The following is a 13,660-nucleotide window of genomic DNA, read 5'->3' as shown; positions in this document are numbered from 1 at the left end:
CTCTGTTTTTTATCACAAGATGTCCTTGCTTATATTTCTAAATTGACCAGGTGCTAATCCAGTTTTTCTTTTAAACAATCTATTGTAATACACATCAGATTCAAAACCGAGTTCGAAAGCAATTTCTTTTTGAGACTTATTAGAGTTTAGTAATAATTCTTTAGACTTTTCAATTTTTAAGAGCAAATGATATTGTAATGGAGAAACCCCTGTTTGTTTCTTGAAGTCTATTCGAAATTTAGAATAACTAATGCCTAAATTTGAAGCTATTTCAATAAGATTAATAGAACTATTTATGTTTTTATACATAATGCCTTTTGCATGAGATATCATAGAATTTAAATCGTCTAAATTGCTACCCCCACTTTTTATATTATGTAGTTCTGCCATTAACTGTATACAAATGCCAGAAGCTAAATGTTGATATCCATAAGTGGTTTCGTCAAACAATTTAAACAGTGTGTTAAAATGATTTAGTATTTGAGGTTTGTTACATTTTGAAATAATAGGTTCATCTGGGTTGAAAAAACCATTGGATAAAAACTGATTTGCAATAGCTCCAGAAAACCCAACCCACCGCTCTGTCCAACCTGTACTTTTTTTGGGTTTATAACGATGCCAAACATCAGGGAATAATAAAAACACATCACCATCAGAAACTTTTATTTTTCCAGTAGCGTTGCTTTCAAAAACACCTTCGCCTTTAGTGATAAATACTAGATGAAATTCATTTAAAATACGTCCTTTATCCCAAGTAAAAATATATTGATCTGGATGATCCATAGAAGGATAATTTTCATATTTTTTTATAACATTTCGTCCTAAATTATTCACATAAAATCCCCATAATTTATCTTTTTTTGAGGTAATAAGATATTTTCTATAGGTATTTTTCATATCATTTTGTGCTACTAATATATCAAATTGTTAATTGATATAAGCATTAATAATGTCGAAATTTATCACACTAACTTTTATGACAAAACTTTTACTTTATTTGGTACATGATATTACAGGATGATAAATTTACATTTTAGAAATATATTTAAGGAGTTTAAAAAAGTACTTCAATTTTTTTGACATAAAAACAAACACATCTATTTAAAAATGAAAATGCAACTAAGCAGAACCGCATATATAAAGTATATTTTTTCTTTTTTTGCAATAGTCTTACTTATTAGTTTTTCAGGTTGCGATTCATCGTCAACTATAGAGTTAACAGATTTAAAATCAGAATACCGCACAAACCCCTTGGGTATAGATAATACTGCCCCAAGGTTAAGTTGGAATCTTTTTGATAACAGTCAAACCAGAGGTCAAAAACAAACGGCTTACCAAATTTTGGTAGCAAGTTCTATAAAGAATTTAGAAAGTAATGTTGGAGATGTTTGGGATTCTGGAAAAATTGAATCCAATCAATCTGTAAATGTAAAGTACGAAGGTAAAAATTTGGCATCAGCGCAACAATATTTTTGGAAAGTAAAAGCTTGGGATGTTTCAGGAAATGTTTCAAATTGGAGCGAAATTGGACACTTTTCAATGGGTTTATTAAAAAAAGAAGATTGGAAAGGCGAATGGATTTACAAAAAAGGTCAGAATAAAAAAGACCACAATTGGTATAGAAAAAATATTTCATTAGAAGAAAATCCACAGTCCGCTTTTATTTATGTAGCATCCTTTGGGTATCATGAAGTTTATGTAAATGGACAAAAAGTGAGCAATGCGGTAATGAATCCTGTGTATTCTTTTGTAAAAAAGCGATTACCGTACTTAACTTATGATATTAAAGAACATCTTAAAAAAGGAGATAATGTTATTGGTGTTTGGCACGCAGCAGGATGGTCACGCTGGGGAAGGATCAAAGATTATTACGATGCCCCGTTTGTGTTTAAAGCACAAGCAGATGTTAAGTTAAGTAATAGTAATTTATTAATAAATACAGATGCTACTTGGAAGTGTAAAAAGAGCTATAGCGCTTATGTTGGGCGCTGGGATATTAAAGATTTTGGCGGAGAAATTATAGACGAGCGTTTACGAGAAGACGATTGGAATACTACTGCTTATGATGACAGTGACTGGGATAATGCCGTTGTTTTTAATAATAATGAGGCAACGGAAGTTGGTATCTCCAATGTAAATCTTGGTCCTAAAGGAGCTATTGTTGTTCCCAGTACAGATGAAAATCCACCAACAAGTAAAATCACAGCAGAGTTAAGTGCTCAAATGGTGGAGCCACAAGTGAAGTATAAAGAAATAAAACCAATTGGTGTTCAAAAAGATAAAACAGGAAACTATGTGGTGGATATGGGTGAAAATTACACCGGTTTTTTTGAAATGAATTTATTTAATGGAAAAGAAGGCGATACTATTACTTTTAAAATAGCGGATCGTGAGGTAGTAAAATCATCTTGGGACCAACGTAGTAAGTATGTTTTTGATAGCACAGGAACAGGACATTTTACAAACCGTTTTAATCTAGCAGGAGGGCGTTGGATAACGATTGAGGGTATCAATTACAAACCAGAATTAAAAGACATTAAGGGCTATGTAATTACTAACGATAGAAAGCAAATTAGCAAGTTTGAAAGTTCTAGTGAACTGCTGAACAAAATCTATCAAGTTAATTTAAATACATACATTGCCAATACTATTGATGGTATCTTAGTCGATTGTCCACATCGTGAACGTCGTGGTTGGGGAGAGGTTACCGTAGCGGCTATGTATGGCGATGCACTGCCAAATTTTGAAAGTGGGGCGTATATGACACAGTACGCGCAATTTATGCAAGACGCACAGGCCGAAGATGGTAAAATGAGAGCGGTAATCAATGGTGATGATTTTGAGTTTTTAATGTGGATGGCAAACAGCCCAATTACCATTTGGGAAACCTACAGAATGTTAGGCGATAAAAAATTGTTAGAAAACCATTATCCAACATTACAAAAGTGGATGCATTGGTTATACGAGCATTCGGATTACGAAACGGGAGGCGCTCTAAAAATTGGTACACGAGGTTCTTTAGAATTCCCTGGATTGGGAGATTGGTGTACACCTAGAGGTAATTTCTGGACATCAAGTAATTCGCCAGAATCGGCACATTTTAACAACTGTGTATATGCGTTTATGTTAGAAAACGCCCTCAATATTGCAAAGACTTTAAACAAAACGGATGATGCTGAGGTTTTTAAAAAACGCTTAGACGTCCAACGAAAAGCCACACATAATAACAGTTACGATGCCAATACAGGAAAGTATGGCAAAGGGCATCAAGTTAATCAAGCCTTTGCTTTGTTAACAGGTGTTACGCCAGAAGCTGAAAAACAAAAAGCGTACAATAACTTAGTAGACCAAGTACTATATAAATTTCCGTATTACGATACAGGAAGTTCAGGACAGGCTTTATATACACGTTATTTTACGGAATATGGAGAGCGTATGGATTTAATCTACGAACTCTTAAAAGATAAGCGTCACCCTAGTTATGGGTATTTTATAGAACAAGGTAAAACCGTATGGCCAGAGCGTTGGTCTGCCATTGGAAACAGTCAAATTCATACTTGTTATACGGGTATTGGAGGCTATTTTATTAAGGGATTTGCTGGTATTCGTCCAGATTCTGAAAGGTTAGGTATGCAACATTTTATTATAAAACCTTCTCCCGTTGGCGATTTAACCTATGCCAATACAAGCTACCAATCTATGTATGGTAACATAACAGTAAATTGGAAAAAAGAAAATGAAAGTGCAACATTTCATATTGAAGTTCCTGTAAATACATCCGCAAAAATATACATTCCTGCAAACGAAAGTAATGCTGTTTTTGAAAGTGAAACTATTGCTGAAAATGTAGAAAGTATCAAATATATCGGCACAGAAAAAAGTGGTGCTGTAGGTAACTATGTCATCTACGAAGTGGGTTCTGGTACTTATACTTTTAAAGTAAATGAATTGCCTAAAGTAAATTATCCTGAACCAATTAATAAACCAGATAATTTAGCTTTAATAGGACGAATGAATGCCTCTTCAATGACCATTCAATCCGAAAAACTACCCGTTTTTGAAGCTTTTAGGGCGAATGATGAAAATAATGAAACCCACTGGAAAGCTAATTCTAACTCAAATGAATGGTTAGAAATTGAATGGTTTAAACCACAAACGTTTAATCAAGTTGTAATTGATGAATACAACGCAAAAATTTCAAGCTATAAAATTCAGTATTTTTATGAAGACAAATGGTATGATGTAGCAGATGGTAAAAGTTGTGGTAATAATAATAGCCATGATTTTGAAACGGTAACAGCATCAAAATGCAGAGTCTTAGTGCATCAGTCTAAGAGCAATCCAGCAATTTCAGAATTCAAGATTTACCATAAGTAGAGTTTATAAATATAAATTTATTAATATATTAAGAGTTAAAATAAAAGAATAGAAATATGAAAACATGGCAAAAGAGATACACTAGTATTATTTTAATTTATTCATTATTTTTTAGTTCATTCATTTATGCTATTGAAGTAAAGAATTTAAAATGTAACTCTCAAGTAAACCCAGTAGGTATAACTAATTCAAGACCGCATTTTAGTTGGACATTCATTGGTGATGAAAAAAGTTCGGAACAAGGTGGTTATCGTATTATGATGGCTACATCTATAGAAAAACTTAAATATCCAGACCTTTGGGATACAGGGCCAACAAGTATTTCCGAAACAGGACCTTTTGAATATTTAGGAGAACCTTTAAAGTCAGGTCAGCGTGTGTATTGGAAAGTAACGGTTTGGGGAAATAACCGAGGCGTATCACATAGTGAACCTTCATGGTTTGAAATGGGAGATATAGAAAACCCAGAAACTGCATTTAAACCTTATGTATTTCCTAATACTAATGGAGTTGTACAAATTGCATTAAATGGACATGATAATGGGCGTACATTTGAAGGTATTGGAGGAGTAAGCGCAGGTGCTTCAACTGATTTATTATACGATTATGAAGACCCAATTAGAAGTCAGATATTAGATTTCTTGTTTAAACCCAAATTTGGTGCTGGTTTTCAGCATTTAAAAGTAGAAATGGGTGGTGGTGAGAACTCAACCTGTGGTTCGGAACCATCACACGCTATTACACGAGAAGAATTAAAGAATCCAGTGTCTAGAGGCTATGAATTTTGGTTAATGAAAGAGGCACGTAATAGAAATTCTGAGGTTATTTTGGAATACCTACCATGGAGTTTTCCTGGATACTTAAAACCGGATATTTTCACAGAGGAATCTGCAGAGTATTTTGTTTCTTTCCTTGATGTAGCTAAAAAACAATGGGGAATGGATATTGATTGGGTGGCCGCTGCAGAGAATGAAAATTATACAAGTCCCGATTGGCTAATAAACCACGTGCGTCCATTATTGGATGCTAGAGGGTATGAAAATGTAAAAATTCAAGGTCCCGATGATAATAGTGGAGACTGGAAGATTTTTGATGAGTTTGAAAAAAATAAATCTTTAGATAGCATTATGGAGGCCGTAGGTTACCATTATGTTACGGGGCGTGAGTTTAATGAAAATATGGTAGATGGTCGCGGCCGCCCTACAACCGAAAAAGCTAAGAATAGCGGTAAACCTTTATGGGCTAGTGAAGATTGGAGTTGGACAGGAAAGGAATGGGGAGGCGCAGGAGCGTTAAATTTGGCTCGTGTTTACAACAAATTTTATATCCGTGATAGGATAACTAAAACTTTAATATGGGCACCTATAGGTTCCATTTATGAATCGGTAACTTGGGATAAAGCTGGGGCTATGAAAGCAAATAGTCCATGGAGTGGTTATTATGAAGTATGGCCAACTATTTGGGCAACTGCGCATACTACACAGTTTACGGAGCCTCTTAATTGGCAGTACTTAAACAGTGCGTGTGGTCTTTTTGAAGGCACAACGTATAAAGGAAGTTGTGTTACTTTAAAAGAAAAGGATGGCCCTGAATGGAGTATGATTATTTGCACTGAAAAGCAAGAAGAAATTGAAGTTAAAATTGGAGAAGGACTTTCTACAGGTACAATTAACGTTTGGAAATCTAACGAAAAAGAACAGTTTGTACAACAAGAAAGTATAACCCCAAAAGACGGAGTGATTCGAATTTCACTAGACCCTCAATGTATATACTCTTTAACAACTACATCTGGACAGCAAAAAGGAGCTTATAAAATCCCTGAAGAGAGCCCATTTCCATTTCCTTATAAGGAAGATTATGAAGATAGAAAAGTGGGAGACTTGCCTAAGTACCATTCAGATCAAACTGGAAGTTTTGAAATAGCTCTAAAGGAAGATGGATCACAATGTTTGAAACAAATTATCCCAGAGCAGGGTTACGACTGGATGAGGGTTTACAGACTTTCAAATGTAAAACCAAATACATTAGTAGGCGATGTAAAATGGAAAAATTATACCTGTAGTGTCAATGTGTTTATTGAAGGTGGGAATGTGGAACTAGGAGGGCATGTAAAAGGAAGCTACCTAAAAGGTTATCGTTTTCAAGTAGCGAAAAATGGTGATTGGAAGTTGATGTTTGATAAAGAGGTTCTAAAAAAAGGTGTTATTCCTGATTTTGATGGTAATAAGTGGCACACCCTTAAACTTACTTTTCAAGATAATGAAATAGAAGCCTTTATAGATGAGGTATCTGTGTTAAGTATGTCTCATCAGAAAACCACAGGATATGTTATGTTAGCTAGTTCTTATGATGAAAATTTATTTGATGATTTAGAAATTACTCACTAGTAATTAGTATAATTTAAAAGAGGTTTAAAAAACTTAATTGTAACTCAAGTTTGGTACTGAAAAAATGAAAAACAGATTATTAATCCCGTTATGTTTGATATTATCGCTATGCGTACTGAGTTGCCGTGAATCTTCTGTAACCCTTTTAGATTTGCGTTGCGAATACCGAATAAATCCTTTAGGTATAGATAATACAAGTCCACGATTAAGTTGGAAGTTAGAAGGGAATCATCAAGGGAGAGGACAAAAACAAACAGCGTATCAAATTTTAGTAGCAAGTAGTTTAGATGTTTTAAGTAACAATAAAGGTGATGTATGGAATTCAGGAAAAATTGAAACCAATCAATCTGTTAACAATACCTATCAAGGCAATACACTAGAATCTGCTAAACAATACTACTGGAAAGTTAAAGTTTGGGATAAAGATAGTAACATTTCAGATTGGAGTGAAGTTTCAAGTTTTTCCATGGGACTATTAAAACAATCCGATTGGAAAGGCGATTGGATTTTGAAAGAAGACCAGAAAAAAACCGACCACAACTGGTATCGAAAGAATTTTGAATTAAAGGAAGAAGCTACATCAGCTTTTGTATTTGTAGGCTCATTTGGGTATCACGAATTGTATGTAAATGGAGAAAAGGTTACTGAAAATGTGATGAATCCTGTGTCTTCATATATGAAAAAAAGAATTCCTTATTTAACTTATGACATTTCAGATAAACTAAAAAAAGGGGATAATGTCATTGCTATTTGGCATGCTGCGGGTTGGTCTAGATGGAGACGAATTAAAGAATATAGAAAGATTCCTTTTGTGTTTAAGGCTCAAGCAGAAATTATAGCTGGAGGAGAGCAAATAACCCTAAAATCTGATACGACTTGGAAAACTAAAAAAAGCTATAGTGAATATTATGGTGATTGGGATGTGTTACATTTTGGAGGAGAAACAATTGACGCCAGAAAGGCAGAACCCGATTGGAATAGCGCAGAATATGATGACAATAATTGGATAAACGCCAGTGTTTATGATTATAATGCCCTGAATGCAAAAATACCCAAAGGCAATAACATACGTATCTTTGGTGATAAGGGTAAAGGGTCTCGTGCACTTTACACTCCAATTACTGCGCAGTTGAGCGCACAAATAGTTGAACCGCAAGTAAAGTTTAGAGAATTAAAAGCTATTGCCATTAAGAAAAACGATAGTGGCTCTTACCGCATTGATATGGGTGAAAACTACACCGGTTTCTTTGAAATGGATTTGTATAATGGTGTAGAAGGCGATTCTATTACGTTTGAAATTAGTGATCAAACGGAGGAGGTAATGAACTGGAACCAAAAGAGTAAATATATTTTTGGGAAGTCTGGAAAAGGAAAGTTCCAAAATCGATTTAATGTTGCTGGTGGCAGGTGGATTACCGTTTATGGTTTAAATTATGCGCCTAAATTAGAAGACGTTAAAGGTTACGTTATTACTAACAATCGTAAACAAATTAGCAAATTTGCATCCTCAAATGAGCAGCTTAATCAAATTTACCAAATCAATTTAAATACGTATTTGGCTAATACCATGGACGGTATTTTGGTGGACTGTCCGCATCGTGAACGCCGTGGTTGGGGAGAAGTTACGGTAGCCGCAATGTATGGAGATGCGTTACCAAATTTTGAGAGTGGCGCCTATATGGATCAATATCTACAATACACCCGAGACGCTCAGGTAACTGATGGTCAAATAAGGGGTGTTATAAATGAACAAGATCGTCCGTTTTTAATGTGGAAAGCCAATAGTCCATTAACTGTATGGGAAACCTATAGAATGTTAGGCGATAAAAAAGTATTAGAAGACAATTATGAGTCTATGCAAAAATGGATGCAATGGTTGTTTAATAACTCAAATTACAAAATAGGAGGTGCTTTAAAAGCTGGAAAACAAGGCGCAAGAGAATTTCCTGGTTTAGGTGATTGGTGTACACCAAGAGGTAATTTTTGGAGTAGTTTTAATTCGGCAGAAGCTATTCATTTTAATAATTGTGTGTATGCCTTTATGTTAGATAATGCAGAAAAAATTGCAAAAGTTTTAGGTAAGAATGAAGATGCAAAAAAATATGCAGATAGGTTAAAAGTACAGAGAGAAGCGACTCACAAACTATCATACAATGCGGAGACCGGAAAGTATGTAAAAGGGCAACAGGTAGATCAAGCATTTGCTTTATTGGCAGGAGTAACACCAGCATCAGAAAAAGAAAAAGTAGAAGCTGTTCTGGAAGATAATGTACTCTATAAATTCCCTTATTACGATACAGGAAGTTCAGGACAAGCCCTTTATACTCGATATTTTACAGAATACGGAGAGCGTATGGATTTAATTTATGAGCTATTACAAGATAAACATCACCCAAGCTATGGCTATTTTTTAGAGCAAGGAAAAACCGTTTGGCCAGAACGTTGGTCTGCCATTGGTAATAGTCAAATACATACGTGTTATACAGGTATTGGTGGGTATTTTATTAAAGGTTTTGGAGGTATTCGTCCAAACTCAGAACAATTAGGAATGCAAAACATGATGATTAAACCTGCTCCCGTAGGCAATTTAACTTTTGCAAACACAGAATACCAGTCCATGTATGGAAATGTTATTGTGAACTGGAAAAAAGAAGATAAAGGGGCAGCATTTCATATTGAAGTACCTGTAAATACTACTGCAAAAGTGTATTTGCCGGCTACGAGTAAAAAGAGTGTACAAGAAAGTGGTGTTTTAGCTGATGAATCTGAAAGTATCACCTTTGTAGGGACTGAGAAAAATAAGACCGTAGGAAACTATATTATTTATAATGTCGTCTCAGGAATTTATGATTTCCATGTAGAAGAATTACCCGAAGTATCTTTACCTGATCCGATAGTGGAGTCGCAAAACTTAGCAACTTTAGGTAGAATGAATGCTTCTTCTATGTTTATTAAAACAGAAAAATTACCTGTTTTTGAAGCGTTCAGAGTAAATGATGAAGATGAGGAAACCCGTTGGTTGGCTACTGAAACTAAAAATCAATATTTAGAAGTAGAATGGATAAAACCACAAACGTTTAATCAAATCATTGTAGATGAATTTGAGAACAATATTACTTCTTATAAATTACAATATTGGGATTACGGTGCTTGGAAAGATATTGTAAAAGGAACTTCTTGCGGCGAGAACAAAATTCATCAATTTGATTCTGTTCAATCTAGAAAATGTAGATTGTTTATTGTAGATGCTATACGGACACCGTCAATAAAAGAACTAAAAATTTCATATAAAAATTAGTTTAGTATTTAAAAAGATTCACTTGTAGGAAATAGAAGGTAAATAGATGGTTTTTAGCTAGGTAATAAGTTGTAATTAACAAAAATTAATAAATATGCGTTCATTGTTTTGTTTTGTATTGGCTATAATCTGCTGCTGTGGGGTTTTCGAATCTTATGGCTTCCAAAGTAGAGACACTATTTACCCCATTTTTCAATTTCCGCAACATAAAATGCCACGTATAGATGGCAATTTTTCCGATTGGGATTTGGTTCCAGATACCTATGCAATTGGTCTAGACCAAATGAAAGAAAGTATGAATGGTATTGGGTTTAATCTGGATGCAACCGACTTGGATATTACCGTAAAAGTAGCATGGGTAAAAGATTTAAATCGGTTATACTTCTATGTAGAAATTTTTGATGATTTCTGGGAATTTGAGCAACTGAATATTAAACAAGATATTTTTGAATTGGTGGTAGATGCAGATGTTTCTGGTGGTAATTTTATCAAAAAGTGGAATGCAAATATAAATCGGATACCTATTGAAGAGTTGCATTTTAGAGGACATGGGGCACATGCACAAAACTACCATGTTTTTATACCTGCTAAAAATAAAGACTGGGCCATGGTTTGGGGAAATACGCCTTGGATTAAAGATTTTCCGCACGCCAATGCTGCCTATAAGCACAACTTAGAACAAGGAAAACCCGGTTTGCTCAAAATGGAGTTTTGGATAACACCATTCGATTATGCTGCTATTGAAGGCGTGAATCGTTCGGCTGTTTCAGAACTAAAAGAAAATGAGCTTATTGCTATGTCGTGGTGCGTTCTAGATTATGATAATGATAATAAAGAAAGGAAGGATTTTATTAACCTAGCGCATACGCTTAACATGATTCATGATGGCGATTTTTTGAACGCATTCAGGTTAATGCCGCTCACAGAAGATTTAAAACCTCAGTTACAAGCAAATTGGTCGTTTGTTGAGGTGGATAGAGACAGCCGTGTTTTCGCATTCAAAGATGAATCATTAGGCAAAATTAAAACTTGGACATGGGATTTTGGAGATGGAACAACTTCTGATAAGCAAAATCCAACACATAAATATAATACTGCAGGTCACTGGACCGTAGTTCTTACGGTAGAAAATAAAGATGGTAAATCTATACGTTCTAAAGTTTGGGATGTGGTTACAAAATAGGTTGAAATAGTACCATAGTCAAAAATATAAAGTAAGAATGAGGATAAAATTTAAATACTATAAAGGTATATTTCTATTATTAATGGTTATTGTTTCTTCTGCTTCGGTGTTTGCTAGTACACCTAACTGGGAAGGAGCACAATGGATTTGGCAACAAGAAGATGGGGCAGCAAATACTTGGGTAGCGTTTAGAAAGTCATTTAACCTTAATAAAATACCAAAAGATGTAGTAGCAAAAATTGCAGTAGATACAAAATATTGGCTTTGGGTTAACGGAGAAATGGTTTTGTTTGAAGGCGGATTAGCTAGAGGTGCTGCACCGGATACCAATTATTATGATGAGGTAGATTTAACAAAGTATTTAAAAGAAGGTGAAAATACCATTGCTATTTTGGTTTGGTATTGGGGTAGAACCCGAAAAGTACACGATGATAGTGGAAAAGGAGGTCTATTATTTCATGCTAATTTAGGAGAGGAAGAGTTGGTTTCTAATGCCGATTGGAAGCTAAAAGTGCACCCTGCCTATGATGCTAAAAGTGGAGGAGGAGGTAAAAGTGCAAATAGAGTAAATGCCTATAATGTAAAGTTCGATGCTCGAAAAAGTATGGGTGATTGGTCTAAAGCTGCTTGGTATTCAAATTCATTTGATGATGCTAATTGGGGTAAGCCTGTTGAAAAAGGCGCAGCTAATAATAAACCTTGGGGAACTTTAGTAAAAAGAGCTATTCCGCAATGGAATGACAGAGGTTTAGCTAATTATGAATCGTTAACCTTAGAATCCAATAAAATTGAACTACCTTATAAAAATACTACAGATTCTTTAGTTGTAATTCATGCAAAGCTTCCTTTTAATCAGCAAATTACTCCTAATTTAAAAGTAAATAGTAAAGCAGGTAAAACCATTATCGCAGATATGGATAATCCGTTTAATATGCTTAAAGGGACTTACATTACTAAAGATGGTGTGCAAGAATTTGAAAGTTATTCTTGGATAAATGGTCATAATGTAGAGTATACAATTCCGCCAGGTGTGGAAGTTTTAGAACTAAAATACCGCTGGACAGGTGTAGGAGAAATGACAGGGACTTTTGAAACGAGTGATCCTTATTTTACACGTTTATGGTGGATGGCTAGAAACACATTGTATGTTTGTGCTAGAGATGGTTATATGGATTGCCCAGATAGAGAACGTGGTTTATGGGTAGGCGATGTTGCAGATCAAACAGGAGCTGTTTTTTATACATTGGATGAGCCAGGGCGTTTGCTATTAAAAAAAGGAATTGATAATACCATTGCTTACAGAGCTGGAGATACAATTCAAGGGTTAGCACCTGGATTTGGTGCTTACCGAGGAAAAAGCAGTGAGTTAACTGGGCAAAGTTTGCAATATATAGACCAAGGGATTTGGCAATACTACTATAACACAGGAGACAAAGCTACGCTTGAAAATGCATATCCAGCTGTTTTAAATTATTTAAAATTGTGGAGCATGCAATCTAACGGATTACCAAAACACAGAAAAGGGTATGCGAATTGGGTAGATTGGGGTATAGATACAGATTCTGTTGCAACAAATGTGGTGTTGTATTTTATGGCGCTAAAGGCCACTAAAAAAATGGCAATAGCTTTGGGTAAAACTAAAGATATTATTTGGTACGACAGTCGAATAAATAGTATTAAAGAAAATTTTGAAAAAGAATATTGGCAAGGCAATCGTTATGGATCTAAAAATAAATTGATAGAAGAGCGCGTGAGTGCCTTAGCAATTATTAGTGGATTAGCTAAAAAAGAACATTACACTATTTTAGTAGATAGTGTGTTAGTTCCTGTAAAAAAATCAAGTCCGCATATGGAGTGGCTAGCTGAAGAAGCAATCATGATTACAGGGCAATATGATAAAGGCTTGCTACGAATGAAAGACCGTTATCAAGAACAAGTTGATCGCAAATGGTTAACAACACTTTATGAAAAATATCAACCCAAATTGCGTGGCACCTATAACCATGCATGGAATGCACCAAACTATGTGCTTTCAAGATACATTGCAGGTGTAAAAGCAATAGACGTAGCTTGGGCTAAATATGAGGTAAAACCAAATTTAGTTCACATGAGCTCTGTAAAACAAATTGTGCCTTCAGTTAAAGGAGATATTACTGTAGAGGTTCATAAAACAGAAAATAAGTATCAATTAAACTTAATTTCTCCAGAAAAAACAACAGCAACAATTTACATTCCTAAAGCTGGAAAAAATATAACTAAGATTGAAGTAAACGGTAAAAGTATTTGGAAAAATAACAAGTTTAAAAAACGAATAAATGCATTTGATTTTGAAAGTGAAGATGATGAGTTTTTAAAATTTCAAGTTGAACCAGGTAATTGGCAAATAACAGCTTCTTATAACTAATTTTAAAAACA

Annotated in this window: 6 protein-coding genes; 5 read left to right on the top strand and 1 reads right to left on the bottom strand. The window is 34.6% G+C overall.

The window, feature by feature from the left end:
* Positions 1-12: 12 nt before the first annotated feature.
* A complete protein-coding gene (locus Q0945_RS01895; RefSeq protein ID WP_298551414.1) occupies positions 13-897 on the bottom strand; it encodes an AraC family transcriptional regulator in 885 nt (294 codons plus the stop codon).
* A gap of 210 nt (positions 898-1,107) precedes the next feature.
* On the opposite strand from Q0945_RS01895, the gene Q0945_RS01890 reads away from it, so the two are divergent.
* The 5 genes from Q0945_RS01890 (at position 1,108) to Q0945_RS01870 (ending at position 13,649) form a co-directional block, all read left to right on the top strand.
* Positions 1,108-4,377, top strand: coding sequence for a family 78 glycoside hydrolase catalytic domain (locus Q0945_RS01890; RefSeq protein WP_299430209.1), 3,270 nt, complete (start codon positions 1,108-1,110; stop codon positions 4,375-4,377).
* A 56-nt stretch (positions 4,378-4,433) separates the two neighbouring features.
* Positions 4,434-6,764, top strand: coding sequence for a hypothetical protein (locus Q0945_RS01885; protein ID WP_299430207.1), 2,331 nt, complete (start codon positions 4,434-4,436; stop codon positions 6,762-6,764).
* Between the two features lie 64 nt (positions 6,765-6,828).
* On the top strand, positions 6,829-10,062 hold the full coding sequence (locus Q0945_RS01880) for a family 78 glycoside hydrolase catalytic domain (RefSeq protein ID WP_299430205.1): 3,234 nt from the start codon (positions 6,829-6,831) through the stop codon (positions 10,060-10,062).
* Between the two features lie 211 nt (positions 10,063-10,273).
* Complete coding sequence (locus tag Q0945_RS01875; protein ID WP_299430203.1) at positions 10,274-11,245, top strand: PKD domain-containing protein; 972 nt, start codon at positions 10,274-10,276, stop codon at positions 11,243-11,245.
* 37 nt (positions 11,246-11,282) lie between these two features.
* The gene (locus Q0945_RS01870; RefSeq protein WP_299430201.1) at positions 11,283-13,649 is read left to right on the top strand and encodes an alpha-L-rhamnosidase C-terminal domain-containing protein; all 2,367 of its coding nucleotides are present in this window, start codon (positions 11,283-11,285) and stop codon (positions 13,647-13,649) included.
* Positions 13,650-13,660 lie beyond the last annotated feature (11 nt).

This window comes from uncultured Maribacter sp. (genome assembly GCF_947500405.1).
Lineage (GTDB): Bacteria > Bacteroidota > Bacteroidia > Flavobacteriales > Flavobacteriaceae > Maribacter_B.
The sequence above is the reverse complement of the archived record's forward strand: the minus strand, read 5'-3'. Positions and strand labels throughout refer to the sequence as shown.